The sequence below is a fragment of the Oleidesulfovibrio vietnamensis genome, assembly GCF_055388115.1.
In genome coordinates this window covers 2120224-2144477 of sequence record NZ_AP042419.1, presented here as the reverse complement: position 1 = coordinate 2144477, position 24254 = coordinate 2120224, and the positions used below count along the sequence as shown (strand labels likewise).

The 24254-nt window shown below is 54.7% G+C and carries 21 protein-coding genes, 1 tRNA gene and 1 other RNA gene; 3 read left to right on the top strand and 20 right to left on the bottom strand.

Features of this window, described 5'->3' with window-relative positions:
- Positions 1–58 precede the first annotated feature (58 nt).
- Positions 59–1234, bottom strand: coding sequence for an MFS transporter (locus ACZ5D1_RS09715; RefSeq protein WP_464554753.1), 1176 nt, complete (start codon positions 1232–1234; stop codon positions 59–61).
- 380 nt (positions 1235–1614) lie between these two features.
- The gene (locus ACZ5D1_RS09710) at positions 1615–2679 is read right to left on the bottom strand and encodes a phosphotransacetylase family protein (RefSeq protein ID WP_011367648.1); all 1065 of its coding nucleotides are present in this window, start codon (positions 2677–2679) and stop codon (positions 1615–1617) included.
- Positions 2680–3325: 646 nt separating this feature from the next.
- On the opposite strand from ACZ5D1_RS09710, the gene rnc reads away from it, so the two are divergent.
- Positions 3326–4015: a ribonuclease III gene (gene rnc, locus ACZ5D1_RS09705; protein ID WP_011367649.1), complete on the top strand. Its 690-nt coding sequence runs from the start codon at positions 3326–3328 to the stop codon at positions 4013–4015.
- Positions 4016–4113: 98 nt separating this feature from the next.
- On the opposite strand, the gene ACZ5D1_RS09700 is transcribed toward rnc, so the two are convergent.
- Positions 4114–5007 carry a flagellin N-terminal helical domain-containing protein gene (locus ACZ5D1_RS09700; protein ID WP_011367650.1) on the bottom strand — a complete coding sequence of 298 codons (894 nt, stop codon included), beginning with the start codon at positions 5005–5007 and terminating at the stop codon, positions 4114–4116.
- Between the two features lie 286 nt (positions 5008–5293).
- On the opposite strand from ACZ5D1_RS09700, the gene ACZ5D1_RS09695 reads away from it, so the two are divergent.
- Complete coding sequence (locus tag ACZ5D1_RS09695; RefSeq protein WP_027181331.1) at positions 5294–5674, top strand: flagellar protein FlaG; 381 nt, start codon at positions 5294–5296, stop codon at positions 5672–5674.
- 157 nt (positions 5675–5831) lie between these two features.
- On the opposite strand, the gene ACZ5D1_RS09690 is transcribed toward ACZ5D1_RS09695, so the two are convergent.
- The 17 genes from ACZ5D1_RS09690 to ACZ5D1_RS09610 all read right to left on the bottom strand — a co-directional run bounded on the left by ACZ5D1_RS09690 (position 5832) and on the right by ACZ5D1_RS09610 (position 23742).
- A complete protein-coding gene (locus ACZ5D1_RS09690) occupies positions 5832–7475 on the bottom strand; it encodes a flagellar hook protein FlgE (protein ID WP_011367652.1) in 1644 nt (547 codons plus the stop codon).
- A 77-nt stretch (positions 7476–7552) separates the two neighbouring features.
- Complete coding sequence (locus ACZ5D1_RS09685; RefSeq protein ID WP_011367653.1) at positions 7553–8344, bottom strand: flagellar hook assembly protein FlgD; 792 nt, start codon at positions 8342–8344, stop codon at positions 7553–7555.
- Between the two features lie 14 nt (positions 8345–8358).
- Positions 8359–10137, bottom strand: a complete 1779-nt coding sequence (locus ACZ5D1_RS09680; RefSeq protein WP_464554751.1) for a flagellar hook-length control protein FliK — start codon at positions 10135–10137, stop codon at positions 8359–8361.
- Positions 10138–10245: 108 nt separating this feature from the next.
- On the bottom strand, positions 10246–11667 hold the full coding sequence (locus ACZ5D1_RS09675) for a glycosyltransferase family 9 protein (RefSeq protein WP_011367655.1): 1422 nt from the start codon (positions 11665–11667) through the stop codon (positions 10246–10248).
- Positions 11664–13376, bottom strand: coding sequence for a CgeB family protein (locus ACZ5D1_RS09670; protein ID WP_464554749.1), 1713 nt, complete (start codon positions 13374–13376; stop codon positions 11664–11666). The genes ACZ5D1_RS09675 and ACZ5D1_RS09670 overlap by 4 nt, the downstream gene beginning before the upstream one ends.
- Before the next feature lie 4 nt (positions 13377–13380).
- A complete protein-coding gene (locus ACZ5D1_RS09665; RefSeq protein ID WP_011367657.1) occupies positions 13381–14142 on the bottom strand; it encodes an OmpA/MotB family protein in 762 nt (253 codons plus the stop codon).
- Positions 14143–14148: 6 nt separating this feature from the next.
- Positions 14149–14904 (bottom strand): motility protein A, encoded by a 756-nt coding sequence (locus ACZ5D1_RS09660; protein WP_011367658.1) that lies wholly within the window; start codon positions 14902–14904, stop codon positions 14149–14151.
- A 26-nt stretch (positions 14905–14930) separates the two neighbouring features.
- Complete coding sequence (locus tag ACZ5D1_RS09655) at positions 14931–16046, bottom strand: FapA family protein (protein WP_464554747.1); 1116 nt, start codon at positions 16044–16046, stop codon at positions 14931–14933.
- Positions 16047–16109: 63 nt separating this feature from the next.
- Complete coding sequence (locus ACZ5D1_RS09650) at positions 16110–16454, bottom strand: STAS domain-containing protein (protein ID WP_011367660.1); 345 nt, start codon at positions 16452–16454, stop codon at positions 16110–16112.
- A complete protein-coding gene (locus ACZ5D1_RS09645) occupies positions 16436–16888 on the bottom strand; it encodes an ATP-binding protein (RefSeq protein WP_027181324.1) in 453 nt (150 codons plus the stop codon). Before ACZ5D1_RS09645 ends, ACZ5D1_RS09650 begins: the two co-directional genes overlap by 19 nt.
- Positions 16869–18014 (bottom strand): PP2C family protein-serine/threonine phosphatase, encoded by a 1146-nt coding sequence (locus tag ACZ5D1_RS09640; protein WP_011367662.1) that lies wholly within the window; start codon positions 18012–18014, stop codon positions 16869–16871. Before ACZ5D1_RS09640 ends, ACZ5D1_RS09645 begins: the two co-directional genes overlap by 20 nt.
- On the bottom strand, positions 17980–18492 hold the full coding sequence (dtd, locus tag ACZ5D1_RS09635; RefSeq protein WP_464554745.1) for a D-aminoacyl-tRNA deacylase: 513 nt from the start codon (positions 18490–18492) through the stop codon (positions 17980–17982). Before dtd ends, ACZ5D1_RS09640 begins: the two co-directional genes overlap by 35 nt.
- On the bottom strand, positions 18489–20210 hold the full coding sequence (locus ACZ5D1_RS09630) for a long-chain-fatty-acid--CoA ligase (protein WP_041277174.1): 1722 nt from the start codon (positions 20208–20210) through the stop codon (positions 18489–18491). Before ACZ5D1_RS09630 ends, dtd begins: the two co-directional genes overlap by 4 nt.
- Positions 20211–20323: 113 nt before the next feature.
- Entirely contained in the window at positions 20324–21523 is a 1200-nt protein-coding gene (gene ispD, locus ACZ5D1_RS09625) for a 2-C-methyl-D-erythritol 4-phosphate cytidylyltransferase (RefSeq protein WP_464554744.1), read from the bottom strand.
- A 59-nt stretch (positions 21524–21582) separates the two neighbouring features.
- An RNA gene (rnpB, locus tag ACZ5D1_RS09620) (RNase P RNA component class A) lies at positions 21583–21943 on the bottom strand.
- 10 nt (positions 21944–21953) lie between these two features.
- Positions 21954–22694, bottom strand: coding sequence for a zinc ribbon domain-containing protein (locus tag ACZ5D1_RS09615; protein WP_027181319.1), 741 nt, complete (start codon positions 22692–22694; stop codon positions 21954–21956).
- Between the two features lie 55 nt (positions 22695–22749).
- A complete protein-coding gene (locus ACZ5D1_RS09610) occupies positions 22750–23742 on the bottom strand; it encodes a Nif3-like dinuclear metal center hexameric protein (protein WP_027181318.1) in 993 nt (330 codons plus the stop codon).
- Between the two features lie 328 nt (positions 23743–24070).
- Here ACZ5D1_RS09610 and ACZ5D1_RS09605 point away from each other — a divergent pair.
- A tRNA-Ser gene (locus ACZ5D1_RS09605) sits at positions 24071–24166 on the top strand.
- Positions 24167–24254: the final 88 nt, after the last annotated feature.

Sequence of the window (24254 nt, the reverse complement as noted above, 5' to 3'; positions counted from 1 at the left end):
GCTGATGCCGTAACTGTCAAGTTTTGTGCGCAAGAGACAGATGGGATACCGCGGCGCGTTACCCCCTGCTGCCGGCTGTTTTTACAAGCGCTCCCAGCGCGGCAAAGTTCATGAGTCCCATGGCAATGAAACCGGCTCCGAAGCTGCCGGCGTCTCCGCACATTCCCAGTATGGCCGGAATGATGCCTGTGCCCAGCACTGCGGCCATGGGCATGATCAGGCTCATGGCCGTTGCCTGTTCTGCCGGTGTGAACGCTTCTGCAAGCAGCTTGAATACAGCGGGAAAGACAAACGCTGTGAGTAAGGCCTGCATGATAATGCTGCCCGTCAGCAGCATGCCGGAGGCCAGCCCGACCCCGAACAGCATGACGCCGTGAAATATGAGGTACAGCCTGACGGCCGTTTTTGTGCCCAGCCGGTCAGCCACAATTCCGGCGGCCAGTACCACAAAGGGACAGGCCAGGCGCGAAGCGCTTAAAATGGAGTTGGTGGTGTCAAAGGGGATGCCTTTTTCATTGACAAGATAAAGCGGCAGAACGCTGAAGGGGGCGTACTCGCCGCCTATGCTTAACCCGATAAGCACAACAAAAAGCCACAGTCTGGGGCGGACAAGCAGGCTGCGGCAGGAGACAGGCAGATTGCCTTCGCGCTGTTTTTCGCCGCCCCTGCCGAAAAACAGAAACATAAGACCCAGCACGAAAGACACCGCACCTGTCAAGCACAGAACTTCGCGCCATGACATGAAGGCAAGCGCCAGCGAGGCGATTAGCGGAGCGGCAATGAAGCTGACATTGGGGGCAAGTTCATGCACCGCGATGGCTTTGCCCCAGTCTTTGTGCCGCACCAGACCGGCCAGCGTGGCCATGCCGGAAGGAAAGTAAAGCCCCGCCGAAAGGCCGAAACAGAGTATGGCCGCTCCTGCCTGCACACGTGTTTCCACAAAAGCGAAAGTGCCCAGCGCCAGGCCTCCTGCCACTGCTGAAAGGGCAGCCACAGTGCGGTGCGCGAGCACCCTGCTGAGCACGCTGGAAAGAGCCATGCTGACGGAAAAGCCTGCCGATAACAGCAAGAGCAGGCCGGTGGCCTGCGAATGGCTCATGTTGAGCTCTGCTTCCATGGGTACCAGCAGCGGAGAAACAAGACTGCGCGGCAGGTAGTTGATGAAAAAAATCAGCGTGACGAACAGCACCCAGGGAAACGCTTTTGAAAAAGAGGGGGAGGATGAAGTGTGCAATGGAATTCCCGAAAAACGGCTTGAATATGTTGCGGATGCCACTGGCACCGTTGTGCATGAAAGTTGCTAGCACTCCTGTCAGAAACTGCGGCAGGCAAAAAATGCCTGATGCACAGCCTGACTTCAGGAGGAACCGTGTTCAGAGTAATGACTGCCATGGGCCGGCTGCTTCTGCAGGCGGCGCTGACCTGGGGGTGCGTAAGTGCCGGGCAGAGTTATTCCAACAGGATAGCACAGGTTGCCAAAGGTGAGCCTGTGTATGAAGCCCGAGGACGTGTAAATCTGTATCCTGTGTCGGCAGAAAGATTCTGACTGGCTGCCGGTGCAGCAAAAAAGGGGCCTGACGGCCCCTTTTCCCGTTCAGGCAGACTGTCGCTGCGTCATATGCCCATTACTTCCTTAAGATACGCAAAATCCAGCGAAGAGCTGACAAGCTGGGCGCCCTGTCTGATTTTAATGACATCACGCAGCTTGTGGCGCGAAAGAATGACTTCCATTTTTTTAGCCACGGTGTAGGTGTCATCACGTACCACGACTATCGGAATATTGAGCACTTCCGAGCGGGTAAGAATGATATCGTTAGGATACAGGTTGCCCGTAAGCACCAGACACGGGCAGTTGCCTTCAAGGGCGACAAGCTGCACGTCGGACCTGTCTCCGCCCACAATGACGGCGGAGTTTTTGTTTTTGCGGAAGTGGGTCATGAAGTTTTCCACCTGCATGGTGCCGATAAGAAAATTTTCCACAACTTTGTCCGCTTTATTCTGAGCGGAAATGACTTTACCCCCGAGCCTTTCTGCCAGATCACCCACCTTGATTGCGCCCATAAGGGGGTCTTTGGGAATGACGCCGAGTACCTTGACACCGTTTGATTCAAGAAACGGTTTGATAAGGCCGTCGACTTCATTGATGTAGTTTGCGGGTATGTCGTTCAGAATCACACCGGCAAGACTGTCGCCGAGAGTGTCTTTCAGTACTACAAGGTAGTCGTAATTCAGCTCTTTGTGCAGTCTGTCGATAATCACAGCCTTGAGCCCGAGTTCCTTGACAACACGTATACCGTCCACGTTGCAGTATCTGCCGGAATACATGCTGCCGGATCCGGCCACCAGCATGACATCACGTTTCTGCTGCAGGGTGTCGTATGCCTCAGCGATGGAAGGCATAAGGTTGCCGCACTGACCGCTGAAAGCTCTGACGCGGAAGTCCTGCGTGACAACCACGGGCGTGACAAGCTCGGCGGGCTCTTCCAGCCCGAGTACACTTTGCACGAAAAAAGCGTCTTCATCGCCCATGACTCCGTCCATTTCCTGAGGAACGGCGCCCACCGGTTTCATATAACCTACATTGTAGCCGTCTTTCTGAAGCCGCATGCCGAGCCCCATGACGACCATGTTTTTTCCGGAGTAACCGGATGTGGAACCGATGTATATTCCGGCAGCCATAGCGACCTCCTGTGCGGGTTATAACCGTATGATATTTCGGGGGCGGATGTTTGTTACCCGCATGCGGCGGTCTTCCGGCCGGTCAGACTCCTGCCGGCTGTCCGCCGTGTGCATTTCCCCTTAAGGAACAATATATATTTTGCCGCTATTTATGGCGGAAAATCAAGTGCAAGCTTCAGTGCAGGCAAAGCACCGTTTATTTTGTGCCGGCAGCCGAAGTGCAGATTGCCCGTTCACCTTATCTTCAGGCTGCCGCGGCGACAAGGGCTTTGCTTTTGTTTTCCGCAGGGCTGGCCGGCAGCGTACAGCCTGCTGCAGGGCACCGGAGGTACCTTGAGTACAGCGGTTCGCCATATTTTTGACATAGGAGAAAGACAATACACGGCGTATATCTTGTCTGCCGCAGCTGTTTTGCAGGGTGGTGCTTTTTTGCAATACATCTTATGCTGCAAGGTCTGCCGGAACCGGTGTGTGCCAGTCACTTGACCGGACTTATTTTTCCCGAGTATTCCGTGCGTGGCAGCAACTGCCGTGTACTGCACCGGCATCCGGCTTTTCTGGCGACGGATGTTTTTTCAAGGTTGCGCTATCGCAATGGGCCGGTAAACGAAGACGTTCCGGCTTTTTTATATGGAGAATTCTGAAAATGTTTGAAAAATTGCAGGATGTGCTGTGTTATCGTTTTGCAGATGTACGTCTGCTGGAAACGGCGCTGACGCATAGTTCCTACGCTAACGAGCGCGGTACGGAGATAGAGCATAACGAACGGCTGGAATATCTGGGCGATGCAGTTCTGGAACTGACAGTTTCCGAGCAGCTGTTCACACGCTTTCCCGAAGCCAGAGAAGGGCAGCTGACCCGCATGCGGGCACGGCTGGTGAGCAAGCCTTCGCTGGCCGAACTGGCACGTGAGCTGAAGCTGGATACCTATCTGCTGTTGGGCAAAGGTGAAGAAAGTCAGGGGGGCAGAACCCGCAGCTCTGTACTCAGTGATGCCTTTGAGGCGATCCTCGGAGCGATTTTTCTGGACGGCGGCTATGCCGCGGCCGGCAAGACGGTGCTGCATGTTTTCAGCTCGCGCTGGCCGCAGGGGGCCGAGGCAGCCCGCACCAAAGATGCCAAAAGCACATTGCAGGAGCTTACCCAGCGTCTGTTTAAGGAACGGCCGGTGTATACGCTGCTTGGCAGCAGCGGGCCGGAGCATGAAAAAATTTTTAAGGTCAGGCTGCTGCTGCCGGACGGCAGAGCGCTGGAAACAGAAGGGCAAAGCGTCAAAAGAGCCGAGCAGAAGGCTGCCGGACTTGCTCTTGAACTGCTGGAAGGCGAAAGCGCCTGATTGCGGATGAACATCGGTAAAATGACCGGGGAGGGGGAGCTCCCCGGTCATTCTGTCTTTGGTCACCCGAAAACCGATGTGGGGCGGTGCTAGTGTTGCTAGCCGCCGATAAGCTGCATGGCCATCTGAGGCAGTGAGTTAGCCTGCGTCAGCATGGCGACAGCCGACTGCGTAAGAATCTGGTTACGCGTGAATTCCGTCATTTCAGTGGCCACATCGACGTCCGAAATACGCGATTCGGAAGCCTGAAGGTTTTCGGACTGGATGCTCAGGTTGGTGATGGTGTTTTCCAGCCTGTTTTGCAGCGCGCCCAGAGACGCTCTGATTTTGTCCTTGGAAATAATCGCCTGATCGATGGCGGTCAGTGCACCCTGCGCGGCGGACTGGGTGGAAATGGTGTAACCGCCTGCCACTCTGGGGTCGGCCTGATTGCCTATGCCCAGCATGGATGCTGTGGACCCGGCAATTTTGATGTAATAGTAGTCTTCGCTGGAGTCGTTGCCGGTGCCGAAGTGGATCTTCATGGCGCCGGTCTGCTGCAGGCCGGTACCGTCGTGGGTGCCGGAAAGCGTGCCGTTGAGCAGGTGTATGCCGTTGAAGTCCGTGGCCATGGCAATACGGGTGATTTCAGATGCCATTGCCTGATATTCCGATTCGATCATCAGACGCTGGTCAGAGTTGTAAGTACCCGTTGCGGCCTGTTCGGCAAGCTCTTTCATGCGGATGAGCTTTTCGTCGATGACCTGCAGCGCACCATCAGCTGTCTGGATCATCGAGATGGCATCGTTGGCGTTTCTGATGCCCTGTTGCATGGTGGAAATATCTGCGCGCATCAATTCGCGGATGGCAAGACCTGCAGCGTCATCCGCCGCAGTGCCGACTCTGAGCCCCGAAGAAAGCCTGCGGGTTGAAGTGGCAAGGCGCCCGTAACTTTCAGAGAGGTTACGGGTGGCGTTCATAGCCATCATGTTGTGATTTATGACCAAAGACATTTGGTGACCTCCTTATGGATTGCTGCAGTGTTTTCAGCAAAGGTGGTGCCAAAAGCTTTTTATTTATTAATTACAGCACATTAAAATGTGCGATAAAATAGCCTGCGTCGGTTTTTTGCTAGGAAGGACATTTTTTCCCTTCGGGAAGTGACGAAACTACGGCCTGTTGGAACTGATTGTGGAATTTTTTTCACCCTTGCCTAAAGTGATACGCTGCGCTGTCGATAGGAATAATGAAGGGGAGCAATCGTTCCGACTTTGTCGGGCACAGCCCGGAGGTCCGGTCATGAAAATTGAAGAACTGAGCGCCAGCAAGCTGATGCGTGCGGAGGACCCGTTCTCCCGCGTGGTAAAAGAAATGGCAGCAGAGCCGAAACAGCGGGCGGCGGCGCCTGCAATGAATGAGGCAGCAGCCGGACGTGAAGCGGCAGATACTGCCCCTGATGTGGCTCAGGTACAGCAGGCCGTAAAGCGCATTCAGGAGCGCCTTGCCGAAAAAGGGGCAGGATTTACGTTTACCGTGGATACCACGGGTCATTCGGTCAATGTGACGGTGACAGATAAAGATTCTGACAGGGTGCTTATGCGCATTCCTGCGGAAGGCGTTTTGCGTCTGGCACAGGAAGGGGATTCCCGCATCGGGACGCTCCTTAACAAATCATACTGAAGTATTACCGCGTTCTGCATCGTATACGATACGGCTCCTTTTTACTGCCGATACAGCAAAAGGCTCCGCCCGTTTCCGGGGGAGCCTTTTGCTGTATGCATCTGCAAAAAGTTTCGGGGCTTTTTGCAGCGGGTCTCAGGAGGTTTGCAGCCTTCTGCTAACGCTTCATCTGAATAACAACTTCGAGCATGGTGTCTGTTGTGGTGATCACCTTGCTGTTGGACTGGAAGCCACGCTGCGTGGTAATCATGTTCACGAACTCCTTGGCAAGGTCAACGTTGGACTGCTCAAGCGAGTTGGAGTTGACCGTGCCGTAGCCGTTGGCATTGGCAGGGCCGGGGGCCGCCAGTCCCGATGCATTGCTTTCGCTGAACAGGTTGCCGCCCTCACGCCGGAGGTTGTCCTTGCTCTGGAAGTCGTAGAGCGTGATCTGGTAGAGATCGAGAACTGCACCGTTTGAATAGCGTCCCTGAAGAATGCCGTCGCGTGTGACGGTGACATTCTGCAGAAAGCCGAAGGTATACCCGTCCTGATAGCGCGTCGGAGTCGACGAAGAGCCCGAAAAACTGGTGGTTGCAGACGACTGACGTTCTGCCTGGTTGCCCAGCGACGGCAGGTTGGCGACGTTGGTTCCCACAAGCGAAGCGTTGGACACCCCGGCACTGGCCCATGTGGACGGGTCGGAGTTTTTAAGCCCCAGATTCAGTTCCATGATATACGGCTGCGCGGCCGGATCAGGGTTCGGGGTGACATAGCTTGCATTGGAAATGCCGGAAAAGTTGGCCACAAACATGGGGTAGCCGTTGGTAGAGAACGTGGTGGGGTTCCAGTTGCTCAGATCTTTCATCGAACCTGTGGCGCTGCTGCCCGGCGTAAAGGCGCTCTGGTCGATAAGCTGGCCTGAGCTGTCAAACGTCAGGGTGCCGGCCATAAGCATGCCTGCTGCGGGGGTTCCCTTGAAATCGATACCGTTGATGCTGCGCTGTTCATCTGCGGGATCCATGGTGACGATATATTCCCAGTGCTTCTGGCCGCTGCCTTCACCGGAAATGGTGTCACTTGCCACCTGATCGTAGTAGATGGTCAGGTTGTGGGCGGTGCCGCCTTCATCGTACACCTTGATGGTGGTCTGATAGGCAAAGCTGTTTTCACTGAGCGGAGGCTCGGCAGTGCCGTCCCAGCTGTTGAAAAGGGCAAACATGGGGTTGGCCGCGTTGGTGCTGTTGTCACCGCCGGAGGCATCATCAAGGTTACTGATGATGGTCACATTGGATGTGTGCTTGGGTTCCGCGGTGAAACCGGGCAGCTGGATATCTTTGGGGACACCGGCGCCCTTGATTTTGGATGTCGAGCTGACACTGCCAGCTGTGCTGGTGGCCAGAGAAGGTCTGGGAGTTTCAATCTGCCAGCCCTGCAGCACATAGCCGTGGGGATCTACCAGATACCCTTCCTTGTCGAAGCGGAAGTTGCCGGCGCGGGTGTAGTATGCGGTCTCTTCACCTTTGGGCGATACGGCAAAGAAGCCGCGTCCGCCTATGGCAAGGTCAGTCGCTTCCGTGGTGGTTTCAAACGAACCCTGACTGAAGTCGCCGTAAATGGTGCCTATGCCTACCCCGCGGCCCACCTGACGCGTGCCCGATGCGGTATTGACGTCCTGACTGATGAAGTCCTCAAAGTCCATTCTGGCGCCTTTGAAGCCCACGGTATTCACGTTGGCAATGTTGTTGCCAAGGACGTTCATCCTTTCTCCATGGGCCAGCAAGCCCGAAATCCCTGTCCACATGGAAGCTGTAAGACTCATTTTGACCTCCTGATATATTCGCGTATGGCGAAAAGCCCGGGCCGCTGGCCTGAGCCGCTATCCCTTTCTTTTTTGCATTATCCGTTCTGGGCGTCCGTACCTGCGTCGCCTTCACCGTCGCCGGAACCTGTGTCGGTGCCGTCACCGCCTGTGCCGTCGTCACCGTCATTTGCGTTGCCGTTGTCCACTGTGCTTGTGTTAACAACCTCACGGACTTCGGTGAATTTGACAAAACGGCCGTCATCAAGGCGGAGCCACGAATCGTTGCCGTCGCGCTGTACGCCGGCCACCTTGCCGCTCACTTCGGTGTAGACCATTACCGGTGTGCCGTCGGCCGCGGCAGCTGCCATGGTAATGTAGTAAGGACCGTCGGCCATGCCTTTGCCGCTGTAGTCCTCGCCGTCCCAGACATATTCGTATTCACCGGCCTGCTTTGCACCCAGTGCTTCGGTACGCACAAGGTTCATTTCAGAATCATAAATATTCACATAGCCTTCGACGATGGGCGCATTAAGCGCAAAGTACACAGAGCTGGCCTTGCCGTCTTCCAGCGAAAGACTGTTACCCGCAGCGCGGACTTCCTTGCCTATAAAGCCCACGGCGCTGATCATCTGCCCCTGATTGGAGGCATCGTTCAGATTGTCTATGCCGCCGCTGATGTTTGTCAGCTGTTCAAGGCTGGAGAACTGGGCCAGCTGGGCTACAAATTCCTTGTCGTCCATGGGGTTCAGCGGATCCTGATGCGAAAGCTGGGTCACCAGAAGGGTAAGAAAGTCTTCCTTGCCCAGATCCGCCCCTTTACGCTTGGCGTAAGGATCATTAGTGAAAAATTCCTGTTCGGCGCGACCTATGAGACCACTGCTAGCCATGACTGAACCCTTTATTATGCTATGATATCCACAGACGAGGTGGTAATTCTTGCCTTATGGGCAGGACTTTGCATTTCCTGGGCCAAAGCTGAGCCTTCGCGCCGTATGGCTGCCAGACGCTGTTCGCGCTGCTGCCACTGGTGCTTCTGGCGGGTTTCGTTGTGCTGCTCGGCCCCCTGCCACGAAGGTGAAGAAAACGTATCCTGCATCTGCTGCTGTACTTCCAGCCGTTCCACTTTCAGGCCCTGCCTTTCAAGGCTGGCCCGCAGGTGATGCAGCTGGTCATTAACGGCTTTCACGGCTTCGGGCGATTCCGGCCTGATGACTGCTGTGACCTCTTTGTTAACAACGCTCAGCGTCACGGCTATGCGCCCCAGTTCAGGCGGATCAAGGCGCAGGGTCATTCTGTTCTGGCCGTTGCGCATGGTCTGGATGAGGCCTTTTTCCACCTGCTCAAGTATTTTTTCGGACCGGGCTTTGTCCGCGGCCTGCTGCTGCAGTTCCTGCGGCGTTACCCGCTGCTGCTGCGCGCCGGGCAGCAGAGGTTCGGCTGAACGCACTTCGGCGTGGCGGATAAGCTGTTCGGCGGCGTTTCTGAAGTGCAGCGACTCTTTGTCTCTGCTGCCTTCGTGCCCGTGCTGCTGCTCGCGCCCGTTGTCGGACAAACTGCTGCCTTCCACAGCTTTTGCCGTGCGCTGCAGCCCGTCTCCGGACACAGCATCCGTGCTCGCGGCATCAGCTGTGCCGTTTTCTGCGGTTTTGATGTCGCGTAAACCCTGTCGGTTTTTTTCAGCCGCTGCGGCAGCTTCCGCAGCCCCGCGGGATGGATGGGCTTCTGCCTGCAGTCTTTCGGTTATTTTGCTTTGCGTGGTATCGCGCATTATGATCAGGCTGTTGCCTGTTTCTTTTGTCTGCCGATTGTCGGCCTGCGCGGCTTTTGTCGTGTCCTCCAGAGCCTTGTTCATAGCAGGGCGTATGATGTCTCTGAGCTGGTCGACTTTATTGTCAATGGAATCCTGCACCTGAGAAATTGTTCCGGAGATTTCCGACAGAGCCTGCTTCAGGCCGTCACGGGTGATGGTCATGCTTTCTGCATTGCCCATTGCAGACTGCAGGCGTTTGAGAGCATCGGAGGGGAGCCGCATGGCAATGCCGAGGGCCTGCAGCTCCGAACGGTCCAGAGAAAAGACCGCAGAATCCGGTGCGGCATCGAGCTTGCGGGTAATCGCCTGCCATGAACCGAAAACATTACCAGCCTGCACTTCTTCGGTCAGCTGCCCCACTTCCTTGTCGGTAAAGCCGAGTTTCTGAAGCAGAGACTGAAATGCGTTCCGGGTGGGAGCATCAAATTCCGCTGCGGGGAAAGCCGTTCTGGATGTAATGTCCTGCTGCAGCATCTGCATGAGCTGGTTCCAGCTGATGCCGCCGGATGCAGAGGCCTGCGTCATCATTTTATCGAGGGTCTCTTCGGAAACCCCTAAATCGGCAAGCGCATCGCGCAGGTCTTTCAGTGTATCGGGAGATGCAGGCACGGAAGAGAAAAGATCGTTGGCTCTTGCAGCAGCTTTTTCAGGCACAAAAGGGGTGTCCAGAGAGTCAGGCACCACCGAGTCGCCGTTTATAACAGCACTGAGAGAACGGAAAGCCGAATTAAACCCTCCTTGAGCGGAGGATGCGGGAGCTTCGACGGCAGCATGCAACGCAGCTGCGAAAGCGGTATAGTCACCGCGCGCAGACGCTCCCGTTCCGGACGGGGCTTTGGGGTCTGCGGCAAAAGCGGGAAAAACTTGCATACTGAAACTCCTTTGGCAGCATAGAATACAAAAGGCGTTCCAGATTTTTTTATTTATATAAAACGGCGTATTGCGTTTTATGGCAAGACATCCCGCGGAAGAAGTTTCCTATCGCGGCAATGCCGCGAAGAGGGTTTCCACCAGCTTGAGAGCATGCGCGTAGGCCGGGCGGCTGTAGTCTTCATTACTAAGAGCTTGCTGCAGATAGCCTGTGAGCGGACGCAGAAAAGGAGGAAACTGCAGCCAGAAACTGTCGCCCAAGGCATGATGCCCTTTGCGCAGCCCCAGTGAAAGGATACGGCTGAGTTGCAGGGATGCGGCGGGCAGCCGCTCTGCAATTGCCGGCATGGCGGTTGCCAGTGCGCTGAAGGCGGTATGCAGACTTTCGCTTTTGCCGTCAGCAAGGGTATGAAAAAAATAAGCCTGCCAGAACCGGCGCAGAAAGTCCCTGCCATATGCCGGTTGCAGTTTTTTTCCCGAAATATCAAGAGGAACAAGCCGGAAAAGCCCCGCGGTACTGCGTGAGCTTTGCAGAAGACGCTGGCCCGGCAGATGCAGGGTGGAAAGAGCGGTTGGGGTGCGGCTCAGAATCATGCGTACCAGCGATGCAATGCGTGCCGGACTGAACTGGTCGTGACAGTAGGGGCGGGGGTGTTTACAGCGCCAGCAGCCTACACAGCTGAGAGTGCTTTGCAGAACAAAATGCCCCGGAGGAAAGGGGGCGGTTTCCCAGGCAGAGACAGGTCCCAGAGAAAGGTTGAGCGTGGGTGTGCCTGTCCATGCCGCCACATGCATGGGACCGGTGTCCGGTGTGACAAGAAGCCGCAGCGAGCGCAGAACTTCCACAAATTCAGGCAGCGAAAAACGGCCGGCCATGTTCAGGGCGGGGGCTTTAAGGATGGCTGCCGTGCGTGCCGCCAGCGGCATTTCTGCTTTTCCGCCTAGGAGTACAGGCTTGAATCCTGCTGCGAGCAGTTTTTCCGCAAAGGCCGCCCAGAAAACAGCATCGGGATGTTTATCTTGTTCGCTGGCGCCAAGAAAAAGGCCTATGCGGCCTTCCGAGCCGCTGGCGTACCGCATGGGGGGCCAGGCTGTTTTTTGCAGCATGGATGTCCCGATGCAGTCAAGTGCATTAAGGTCGGCCCAGTGGAATGCATTATGCCTGTTGTTGTGAGTCAGACCGGCACGGTACAGATGCCAGTCCCCCTTTATGCGTGTGGCGCCGTTCGACTGGTACAGGCCGTAAAGCTCTTCAGTCCGTGCCGCGCCGGCCAGTTTTGCCGCTTCGGGCCGGTGGCTCAGGTTGATAACGGCCGTATAAGACTCTTTTGCCAGTGCAGGGGCGGCTTCCGGAGGGAAGTACGTTACTTCCGGAGACAGTGTCATCAGACCTTTGAAAAAAACAGGCTCGGCCACAACCCAGATCGGGGTGTCCGGATAACGCATTTTCAGCCAGCCCAGCAAAGGAAAACTGAGCACAAGATCGCCCAGCCGCTGCATCTGGATAACCAGCACGGGAGGATTTTTCATGGCCTGCCGAATGCTGTCCGCATGTCGTTCATCAGCTGCCGGAGCCTGTGTTCGTATGTGTGGGCGGCAAGTATGCGGCTGCGGGCTGCTGCGACCACTTTTGCTCTGGCGGCGGAGTTTTTCAGGTAAAAACGTATCAGTTCCGGGGCTTCATCCGGTTCGGAATAAAAAATGACTTCCTTGCCGGGCTCAAACAGTTCGTCCATCTGTTTCCGTTTGTCGGTCAGCAAAAAAGCGCCGCATGCCGGAACATCAAAAACTCTCTGGTTGACAGCTCCTTTCATCTGTTTGCTGGTGCAGTTGAAGTTGATGGTGCAAAGCGGATAAAACCAGGGCAGGTCGGTGTAATAGCTCAGTTCACTGTGGGCGCGCCAGGTAGCGGGTTCGTGCCGCAGGGCCGTGCGCCAGCCCTTGTCACCGACAATGAGCGGATGGAACGCCAGCGTCTGCCTGACGCAGCTGTTACGGTACTGTCTTGTTGCTTCCCAGGTAATCATGGTTTCATATGCAAGGCGCTGCTCAGAGGCGGGAAGCTGCAGATATGCGGCAAAAATGTCCGGTCTGGCCTGCTCCAGATAGGTACGCACACAGCGCTCATCACTGTTGGAAAAGCCTGCTGCCACCGTCTTGTAGCTGCGCAGCATGACAGCGGGGAAGCGCCCGGCTTTCATGCGTTGGGCCACCTTGTACACCATGGAGTTGCCGACAAAGGAAACATCGGCACGCAGAGGGTGGGAGGCAACGGGATTCTGCAGCGGGACAAAGCGCGTGACATCGGTACCCAGCGGAAGATGAAACACATGCGCAAAGCCAAGGCGGCGCAATGACTCCAGATTGTCGGCGTCCCATGTAAAAAGTGCCGTCCACGGGGAAACCAACCTTTTGTACATGTACAGGATAAGGTGCGGGTTATCCACAAACCAAGATGCCAGCGGCAGCTGGAGACGGGCCAGCAGGTCGGTCAGCACACCTTCTCTGTCGACCCCCAGATGGTTGATGGTAAGCGCGAAATCAGGTCGGAAGCTGACAACGGCCTTCAACAGGCGCTCGACAAACTCGTTTTGTCCCAGACTGTCATCATCAAGTGCCAGCAACTCATACGGCACCTGCATCCTGTTCAGTGCGGCCACCACTTCGCCCATCAGAAAATATTGACTGGTGATCAGCAGAATGCGAGGTGTGGTGCTCTGGAAACGAGGGTAGGCCACCTTGCCCCAGAAATCAGCTTTCTCACTCGCAGTCACGGCCTCGTGCACTGCCGCATAATATGATCTGTCCAGCCTGAGCCATGCGGGGTTGAGCATGGCCCGCAGCGGAGCCGCGCCGTTCGCCGTCTGCCAGAGTGTCAGCCGGCGCAGTGCATCGTCGGCCGAGTCAGAGTCAATCCACACACTGCCGGCCCGTGCGAGCACATGCTGCCTGATTCCCGTATGGTCTGCAATGTCCGGTTCTTTGTCGACAACAGCAAGCGGACCGTCATAGCTTTCCATGAATTTTCTGATGGCAATTCCGGTCCCGCTGCCGATAAAGACAGGGAGCAGAGCCGCAGCGTCACGGGCAGGTGAAGATACCAGTATGGACAACTCCCGCGGCGCGCCGGCAGCACCCAGCATTTTCCACCGCCGGGTGCCGACGCTTATTTCAATATCACACAGCGTTCCGTCGGCTGAATACAGCGGCGTGGCGGAATAAGAGGTACGTTGCTGCATCGGGCTACCAGCTTTTCACGCTCGGAGCGTGAAAGTAAAACTCCATCCGGCTGTTGATGGCTCTGTTTTCGTCGGTGTTGTTGGGCAAAAGAGGTTGTGAATCGGCATACCCCACGGCTTTCATACGCGACGGGGGTATGTCTCCCTCTTTTATCAGCAGACGCAGTACGGCGGCCGCCCGCGCTGAAGACAGCTCCCAGTTGCTGGGATACAGCGATTCTTCCTCTGCTTTTTCATCGCTTGTGTGACAACGGACAACAAGGTCCAGATTGCGTTCACGCAGTATTCTGACAACTGTGGCGGTTTTTGACGCGGCATCGGGCAGCGGCTTTGCCGATCCGGGAGCAAATAACGCGTAAGAGGGTATTCTGATGACAACGCCGGCGTCTTCAGTGGTTATCTTTGCGGTCTTTTTAAGCTCGGGATCCTGAATGACAAAGTTTTTTACTTCCAGAACCATCCCCAGCAGCTCTTTGTTCTCTTTGTCCAGCTCCACGTCCTTGCGTTCGAACTCGGAAGGTGAGAATGCCGCAAAACTGGCTTCCTTACGCTTTATCTGTACCCCGAAAGCTTCTTTTATCGAACCCATAAGTGTTTTGAATTTATTTGCATCCTGCTGAGCGAACGACAAAAGAAGCACAAAAAAACAGAGCAGCAGCGACATCATGTCGGCAAAGGTGGCCATCCACGGCGGCAGCCCCTCTTCACAGGGGGTATCGTCCTGCCGCTTCGGTGGTGGTGGAGCTTTTTTATCTTCTGCAGCCATCGTTTCCTACTTCTTGGCCGAGCGCTGGCTCGGGGGAAGGAATGATTCCAGCTTTTCCCGCACAATGCTCGGGTGATCGCCGTTCAGTATGGAAAGCACGCCTTCCATGGTCAGCTCCATATTATGTGCTTCTTCATTGGAGCGTTCTTCAAGACGTTTGGCCATGGGTAAAAAAAACACGTTGGCCAGTACCGCACCGTAAAACGTAGTCAGCAGAGCAACGGCCATGGCAGGGCCGATGGATGCGGGGTCGCTGAGGTTTTGCAGCATCTGTACCAGTCCGACAAGCGTACCTATCATGCCGAAGGCCGGTGCGTAGGTTCCGAGCCCTTTAAATACTTCCTGCCCGCGTCTGTGACGCTGTTTCATAATGCTGATGTCTATCTCCATGACAGACCTGACCAGCGATTCTTCCGTTCCGTCGGCCACCAGTTGTACGCCGCGTTTAAGATACGGATCGTCCACAGAAACTTTTTCCAGAGCGACCAGACTTTCTTTGCGGGCTTTTTCGGCCAGACTGATGATCTGCTGAATGGATTCGACAGGATCAGGCGCCTTGGCAAAAAAGCACTTCATGGCCACTTTGATGGAACTGAGCACCGTTTTGATAGGGAACATGACGAATGCAACGGCGATAGTTCCCCCCACAACAACGGCAACCGAAGGTATGTCTATAAATCCGCCGAGGCCGCTGCCCATCACGATGGCACCGATGATGAGCCCGATAGCACCGACAATGCCGATAATTGTTCCTATATCCATAATCTTCGCACTAATTCCGTGTTAAGTTACTTATCCACAGCAGGTGAGTGAATTACAATTTCTTCATTTTCAAGGCAGAAACGAACATCTTCCAGATAGTCATTTACCTTCAGAAATGCTCTGCCGATGCTGATTTCAACGCCGGGGCGCACTTTTCCCGGAACCAGTATTCTGCAGCCGGGTGGCACGTCCTGTGCGTCAAATTTTTCCCAAATTTCCGTGCGGATGCGGTGCATGGCCTGCAATTTTCTGCTGGCTTCATTCTTAAGCGGCGAAAATTCTGTCCGGTGTTCCGGGCTTTTGGCGCACAGCGTTTCCAGTGAATCGACTTTACTTTTCAGGTTCTTGATGCTTGCTTCCACATCTCGCAGTTTGCTGAACAGGAACGGGTCGTAGCCCATAACAAACTGTGTAGGCGTTCCCTGACCGCCGCCCAGCTGCTCCATAACATAGACGAGGCCGGAGGTGTATACGGTGCCGCCCTGAAGACGCTCTTTTACCACAAGACTGCCCGACACATACACATCAGTGTGCAGGCATGATGTATCAATCATGACATTGCCGTGCGTGCGCAGCTGGGCATTTTCACAAAAAGGAAGCCGGATGGCTTTGGCAGCATACAACTGCGCGCTTTTCTGCCCTTTGACGCCGGTTTCGCTGGCAAGAGCGCCGCGGGCATGTATTCTGGCACCTTCGATAACCCCTTTGACCAGTACATTGTTGCCATGCACTTCAAATCCGGTGCGCACGCTGCCATGTACTGCGATATCGTTGACAAAAACGACATTTCCGGTGTGAAAGTCCACATCGCGGCGGACATTAAGCATCTTTTTTACGGTTATCAGCCCTTCGTTATAAAAAACGTATCCGTTGGCGGCGGCGACGATGGCATGGCTGTTGGCAGGGTCAATTGCACAGTTTGGACCGCAGGGCAGTACCGGCTTTTCATAGACATATCTGCTGTCCAGTCCGGCGGTCTCTTCCTGCGAAACCTCTTTCAGTTCTGCCAGCAGCTGTCCATGCACCACATTCTGGGCGTACCCCAGATTGTAGTGGTCCACCTTACCCGACTCCGTTTCCTGGGGTTTCAAATGCATGTGGTCGAAATCAGGATCAAAATGATGCTCTAAGTACCACGGCATGGGCACTCCTTCCGGCCTGAGATGTTCATTGCCGGCCGTCAGTCCGGCGGCATGTCGTCTGTCCTATGAGCCCACCACCGTCAGCAGTTCGTCTTCGGTATGTATGATGGTGAAAAAATCAAGCAGCTGCACAAGATCAAGAGTCTTTACCGCCTGATCGGACGGACGGTACAAAAGCATATGTTTGCCGCCGCCTTTTAGCCGGCTGTTTATGGAAACAAGCAGGCCGATGCCGGAACTGTCAATAAAAGGGACTCCTGACAGATCTACGACAAGGTGCGTGAATACGCCGATTTCAAGCAGCTTGTCACACTGTTTTCTGATGGCTGGCACCACCTGCTGCGTCAGTTCCCCGTCAACACCGAGATGCAGAATATCTCCCTGTTGCTCTACGCTGAGGCCGCCCATGCTTCACTCCCTAAGTTGATTGTTACCCGCAGGGTATTTTTGTTGTCTTTCTGCAGAATAGCAAATTTATCCACCAGATTGGAAATAATATAAAGTCCTCTGCCGCTTTCGGCTTCAGGTGGGCAGAGCGGAATGGGTTTCTGCAGGTCCAGAGGACATTGCCTGAAACCTTCGCCCCAGTCTGATATGGAGCAGACCACAGCCTTGCCCGGCAGCAGTTTGACGGCAATTTCAACGCAGCCGGGGCTGTCCGGCGGATAAGCATGGCGCACAGCATTGGCGCAGGCTTCAGTCAGCAGCAGATCAAGGTCGTCTAGCAGCTGTTGTCTGACTATCCACTGCGAGACAACCTGCACTATGCCTTTTACAAGTGCGCGGCATGCCTGCGCCTCGGCGCGGGTGCAAAAAGTAAATTTAACTGGCTGTTGTTTCATTAAAAATCCACAATGCCGTAAGATCATCTCTGTAAGCCGGCATTCCGCCGCCGGCTTCTTCCAGTGTGGTGGTGATTTTTTTCAGCACATGCTCGTCGCGTCCCAGACAGCCGGTAGCCGCGGCTATGAAATCTTCCAGAGAAAAAAGCGTACCGTCCTGCTTTTTCCAGTCATAGAAACCGTCCGTGAAAAGCAGCAGCCCGCTTCCTTTTGTAAAAGGAATGCTGCGCATTTTTACCGGTGCCTTGAGAAAGCCCAGCAGGGGCATTGATCCTGTGAGCAGCTGAGGCTCTTGCGAAGGCTGGCGGAGGATGCCGGGGCAATGACCGGCGTTGATGTAGTCAAGCCGTTCATCCGTGAAATCCACATCGGCAGTGAATACAGTGACAAAGTCCTCTTCGTCCCCTATGGCATCCATCAGATGATTTTCCAGCAGGGCCACGGTTTCATCAAGCGGCATATAGCGCGACTGTGTGATGCGGAATACCGTGCGTACTATGCTCATGATAAATGCTGCGCGGGCGCCGTGGCCGGACACATCGGCCACCACCGTCCGGATTTTTCTGCCTTCCTGCACCGGAAAAAAGTCATAGTAGTCACCGCTGGCTTCACCGGATGGCTCGTACAGACTTTCAATATGAATTCCCTGCAGGTAGGGCGTTGCAGTGGGCAGGAGTTTACTTTGCAGAGAAGCCACAAGGTCTATCTCATTCTGAATGCGACGGGCGTAATCAACGAGCTGGCGGGTAAGCTTTCGCTGGCGCTCGGCCACGCCCACCCTTGCCCTCAGTTCTGCGATATCGAATGGTTTGGAAAGAAAGTCGTTGGCACCCAGGCTGAGGCCGCGGGTTTTGGTGCCCGAACTGTCGTCGGCAGTGAGAATGAGAATGTATGTTTCATCATCGCCGAAGCCTTCGCGGATGGTGCGCAGCACTTCCAGACCGTTCATGCCGGGCATGTTCAGATCCAGCAGGATGATATCGGGGCGGTTGCGCGCATAGGACGCAAGCGCCTGTTCCCCGTTTTCCGCCTGTTCTATGGCATGGCTCTTTCTGAGCAGCGAAGCCAGCGCATTGCGGACAGAACGCGAATCATCGACGATCAGGATGGAGCTGCTGTCGGGCATGGCTGTTCTGTCCCCCGGGGGCGTTTCCGCAAAGTTCGATGGTTACCGGCCCCCAGTTGGTAAGCTGCACATACATTTCCGCACCAAACCGACCGGTGCTTACTTTTTTTTGCAGCAGGGCCTGCGCATCGCACACCAGCCGGTCAAAAAGTTTTTGTGCCACCTCAGGGGGCGCTGCATCGGTAAAGGACGGCCTTTTGCCTTTGCGGCAATCGGCATATAGCGTGAATTGCGGCACCAGAAGCAACTCGCCGCCATAGTCACGCAGACCGAGGTTCATTTTGCCTTGCCCGTCAGGGAAGATGCGCAAGTCAAGCATCTTACGGATCAGTGCACTCCACATGTCCGTTTCGGGCAGGGCGGGGTGATCCTGTACTCCGAAGCCCGCAAGAACCAGCAGGCCGCACTGGATTTCGCCGATCACCTCGTTATCAACAGTAACACTGGCCTGATTTACACGTTGAAGAAGCAGTTTCATTGATCATCACTTTTTGTGTTTTTCTTTTTCCGAAGCTTTTCTTCTTCCTCGGCGCGCAAAGCGCGTCGCAGCACCTTGCCCACAATCGTCTTGGGCAATTCCTCTCTGAATTCGACCTGCCGCGGCACTTTGTAGTTGGCCAGTTTAGCCCTGCAGTGGCTTATTACTTCGTTCTTTGTCAGGGTTTCTCCTGACTTGGGTACCACGTAGGCTTTGATTATTTCACCGCGGGTGGCGTGGGGCACACCCACACTGACGGCTTCCTTGACCTTGGGATGCTCGTAAAGCACCTCGTCGATCTCTCTGGGATAAACATTGTAGCCTCCCACAATAAACATATCTTTTTTGCGGTCTACAATAAAGAAATAGCCGTCTTCGTCCATGGTGGCAATGTCACCGGTGTACAGCCAGCCGTTGCGGAGCGTACCTGCTGTCTCGTCCGGACGGTTCCAGTAGCCTTGCATGACCTGCGGTCCTTTGATGATCAGCTCCCCGATTTTACCGGGGGGCAGCGGCACTGAACCGACTTCCATATCCACAATGCGGGCTTCGGTATCCGGAAAAGGAACGCCGATGGAGCCCGGCTTATTGAGACCGCGTATGGGGTTGAGATGTGTAATGGGCGATGCCTCTGTAAGTCCGAAGCCTTCGATGATGGCCGCACCGGTAAGTTTTTTAAACCGCTTCATCTGTTCCACAGGCATGGGAGCGGAACCGGCAATGCAGTAATCAATGGAGGTCAGATCATATTTTGCAACATCTTTCTGCTGCATAAGTGAAATGTAGACAGAAGGAGCACCCGGAAAAATGGTGGGTTTGTGCTTGGCTATGCCATCAAGAACATCTTTGGGGACATATCGGGGGAAGGGAATGATAGTGGCCGCCAGAGAAGTGGGAAAAATGAGGCAGGTTGTGAGCCCGTATACATGAAAATACGGCAGCAGCCCCATGAAAGTATGTTTCTGGTGTACCAGCTCCTGCAGCATGGCACAGCACTGCTGCACGTTGACGCTGATATTGTGGTGTGTGAGCATGACCCCTTTGGCGATGCCGGTTGTTCCGCCCGTGTATTGCAGAAGGGCCAGACGTTCGGCAGGGTCATCGATCCGGGTGCAGAAGCGTTCTTTGCCTTTCAGAAGAACTTTCCACGGCAGCAGGGTTTCGTTGTCAAACGGAACCTGTTTTGCTGTGCCCTCGCGACGTGATTTGAAATCGTAAAGAATATTAAGCGGGAAGCGGAGTGCTTCGGAAATTTTAGTGACAAAAATTTTCTCAATGCCCAGTTTGTCGCGAAGCTCACTGATTTTCGGCCAGACCAGATCCAGTGTGATCATGAAACGGGCGCCGGAATCATGTATCTGGTGCACCAGTTCTTTTTCCATATACAACGGATTGGTCATCACCACCACGCCGCCTGCTTTGAGTACAGCCCAGAAGGCAATAACCGTCTGAGGCAGGTTGGGCAGCATTATGGAAACACGGTCTCCGTCTCTCAGACCTTGCGCGCGCAGATTTGCGGCAACAATCTCCACAAGCTCATTGAGTTTTCTGTAGTTAAGCCTGTAATTGCGGAATATGATGGCCGTACGGCGCGGGTGTTCCGCGGCTGCTTCATCCAGAAAAGCGAAGAGAGCGTGTTTTTTATACTCAATGCTCGGCTGCACCCCTTCGTCGTAATGGGTAAGCCACGGGAAGCCGGTGGAATTTTCAGATGTCATCATAGCCGTCTGCTGCTGTTCAGGTTGGTTGGGCATTTCCGTATTTTCTGAGTTGTCTTTGTATGTTATATTGTTGAACCGCAGGGTGCAAGAGGCGGAAAACTAAAAGCCGGTCAGGAAGAGACCCGGCGCAGGGCGGTCACGGCCGCAACTGCCTTTATCCCTTTCTTTTCCCCGGTGAAGCCCAGTTTTTCTTCTGTTGTCGCCTTCAGGTTGACAGAAGATGCGTCCAGGCGGGTGATTCTGCAGATATTTTTATGTATCTGGTCGCGCCATGGTGTGATTCTGGGAATCTGCGTTATTATCGTCAGATCAACGTGCGTAATCAGCAGGCCTGCATTTCTGGCTTTTTCAAGCACCTCGTTCAGCATGACGGCACTATCAGCATTATCGTACGCCGCATCTGTGTCGGGAAACAGCATGCCGATGTCTCCCAGCCCCATGCAGCCGAGCACGGCATCTGTAAGGGCATGCAGCAGCACGTCACCGTCTGAATGCGCTATAACGCCCGGGCCGCCTGCTATGGGCACACCGCCAAGTTTCATGGGACGGCCGTCAGAACCGAACCGGTGCACGTCGTATCCCCATCCGACACAGGGGACTTGCATATTCTTTTTTTCTGAAGAATGCAGCATGGTCAGATCCTCCGGATGCGTCACTTTTATGTTGGATGCCTCACCTTCCACTGTTATGACAGTATGTTGTCCGAGCAGTTCGAGCATGGATGCATCATCGGTGACGGCCAGTGCTTTTTCTGCGCAATGACGGTGCGCACCGAGCAGCGCCTGAAGGCTGAAACCCTGTGGAGTCTGAACGGCCACGAGTTTTGTCCTGTCCGGAGTTGAAAGCACCGCGCCGTCTTCTACCACCTTTATAGTGTCGGTAACGGCCAGTGCCGGCACCACTCCTTCAGCTCCGGCCTCCAACGCATCCAGAATGCTGTTGGTAAGTGACGCGCTGGCAAAAGGTCTTGCTGCATCATGCACAAGCACCGTATCGCACTCTGCCGGAAGCTGCCCGAGACCGCTGGCGACGGAATCCTGCCGACGGGCACCGCCTGATACGGCTTTCCACGGTATGCCCAGTGCCCGGCCTGCATCCAGTTCCCTGACCATGGCGGTTGCCTCTTCCAGCATGTCTTCAGGAAAAACAAAAATTATGCCCCGCATGCGACTGACGCGGGAAAGCATGACTGCGGAATGCCAGAAAAGAGGGGCGTTCTGCCAAAGCAGAAACTGCTTACGGACGCCCGGACACGCTGCCGCTATTCTGGAGCTCTGGCCTGCCGCCAGAAGAAGTGCCCATGTGTGCATGGTTATGTCTCTCTGTGAAAAAAACAGGGGCGCAATGAGCGCCCCTGTGTGTTGGTACAGACGGGAGCCGGACTATAAGCCGGGTTCTGTTCTTCCATAAAGGGAAGCAGCTGCCATTCCTCTAGGGCTGCAGTTACCTGCAGCCTCAAGCAACCTACCCGAAGGCATCGGCCGGGCCGGCCTTGGCGCCTTCCTATTTGGTCTTGCTCCAGACGGGGTTTACCTAGCAGGTGCCGTCACCGTCACCTCTGGTGGGCTCTTACCCCACCGTTTCACCCTTACCTGCATGGCAGGCGGTTTGTTTTCTGTGGCACTGTCCGTGAATCACTTCACCTGGGGGTTACCCAGCGTCTTGCCCTGCGGAGCCCGGACTTTCCTCTCCGTGTACAAATGACACGCAGCGGCAGCTCGTCCTGCTCCCGAATACATTTTATTCTGCTGAAGTATCATCGCAGAAATGTTCGCACCAGTATATCAGCCGCTGGCAGTTGGTGCAGCTGAGAATCTGGGTACCTTTCTGCAAATCGATAAAGCTCTGGGGCGGAATGGCAATATGGCAGCCGGAACATATACCATCCACCACGGGAACAATGACAGGATGGTCGAGGCGTTCACGGATAAATTCATAGCGGGCCAGCACCGGAGCCGGAACTACACTTCCGGCGGCAGCGCGCTTTTTATCAAGCTTGGCCAGCTCTTTTTCAGCCTCTTCAAGCCGCGCCTGCAGAGTTGCCTGCTTGGCTTCAAGGTCTTTTTTTACTTCCGTGTATGTTTCTTCCAGCTGTGTTATGGCTTCATTCTGACGCTGCAGCTCTTCAATCAGTGTAATCTTTTCTTCTTCACGCAGACGGTTTACCTTTTCAAGGTTGTCCATCTCGCGCATCATTGCATGATACTCTTTGGTGTTACCCACAAGCATCAGCTTGCTTTTACTTTTCTTTACCCGCAGAGAGTCATCTTCAATTTCAGTAACGATACGGCGTTCCTGTTCTCGCAGGTGCTCTATCTTGTCCAGCAGATGATTGCGCTGGGTTTCAAGCGCGTTGAAGCGACCCATAAGGGCTTCAACTTCTTTAGGTGCCTGTTCAAGGTCTTTGCGGATGGCCAGAATTTCATTATCGACCTTCTGCAATGCTACAAGCTGTTCAATCTGCTTAAGGTACAGGCTCAATGTCGTGTCCTCCTGATGGCTTCAAAATATCCGGCGGAGCCGGGGCTTTTGCGGCTCAGCCGTGAACCGGATGAAGCCGTATGGGATCCTGCGAAGGCAGGAACGTTATATCCAGATCGGGTGCTCCGGCGGCCAGCAGGGCGGCAAACCGGCGCATCATTTCTTCTTCCAGTGAAAAATGACCTACATCAATGATGCAGCCTGTCGTGTCCAGTGCTGTGTGGTACTTCACGTCACCGGTAATAAAAACATCGGCGCCACGGGCAAAGGCAGTCTCGGCAAGAGAGCTGCCGGACCCCGTGCAGTACGCCACTGTTTCCACAGTTTCAGGAACAGGTCCGCATGTTGTCCAGAATGTTCTTTCTACACTTTTTTCCAGCAGCTGTACAAACTCGTGCCAGCTCAGCCGGCAGGGGAGGGAGCCAGATATGCCCAGCCCCAGTTCGCGTCTGCCAGCGCGTTCCTCTGCTTTCAGAAGAGACGTTCCGGCGGGCAGAACCTGCCTGATATGATCTGCTGCTGTCTCGTAAACGATGTCTTCAGTGTCAAACTCGAATTCGTGCCCGATACCCTGTATGTGCCGGCAACGGATGGAGCCGGCGATCACTGCAGGTATGGAGCCGCTGTCCGCAGAGGGGGCGATGATTCTGTGCTGCATGCTCGCGGCGGTAGGCTCAAGCGTTTTGCAGTTCTGCAATTTCAGGGATTCTGCCAGCCAGCCGACGGGGCCAGCGGGGTTGGCATCCAGCGAGGTATGCGCCGAATACAGACAGATATCATTTGTGATAAGCTGTGAAACCGACCTGAAATAACTGTCATTGCCTGAGAGCGGCTGAGGCTTGAACGCAAGCGGGTGGTGTGTCAGAAAAAAATCGGCACCCTGAGATACTGCTTTTTCGATATTGGCTTCCGAAGGGTCAAGCGCAACTGCAACGCTGTGTATTTCCGTGCACCTCGAAGCCACCTGCACACCGCTGTTATCCCATTCCGCAGCACCGCAAACGGGGGCTATGCGTTCAATCATATGAATAAAGTCAGTCAGGTGCATGTGAACCTTCTCCGTCGAAAAAAAGAAGGCGCTTCGACGTTTGTATACGTGAAAGCACCGCGCAACACGTTGGTATTCCAGCAGCCGGACTCCCAGTGCTTGGCAGGAGTCAATAAAATCTGCCCGGTGGGCGCATCAAAAAAAGCTGTGCGCCGATCCCAAAAATACGACATAAATAGATATACTATCGTGCTCGATAGGTCAAGAATTGCATGAAGCGCAGGTGTCTGAAATAACTCCTGCTCCGAAAAAATCATTTTTTCGCTTGCATGGTGTTTGGAAATAAATTAAATATGCCGCCTCTTGAACGTCACAAGCGTTCTTACGCGGAGAGGTAGCGAAGTCCGGCCGTAACGCGCTCGACTCGAAATCGAGTTACGGGTTAATAGCCCGTACGTGGGTTCGAATCCCACCCTCTCCGCCAAGCATTTGAAAACATTGGACATTCTTCCGAATCAAGCTCGTCAGAGCGGTGGGTACACAAAACGGGTACACACAAGGAGGATTGTCCA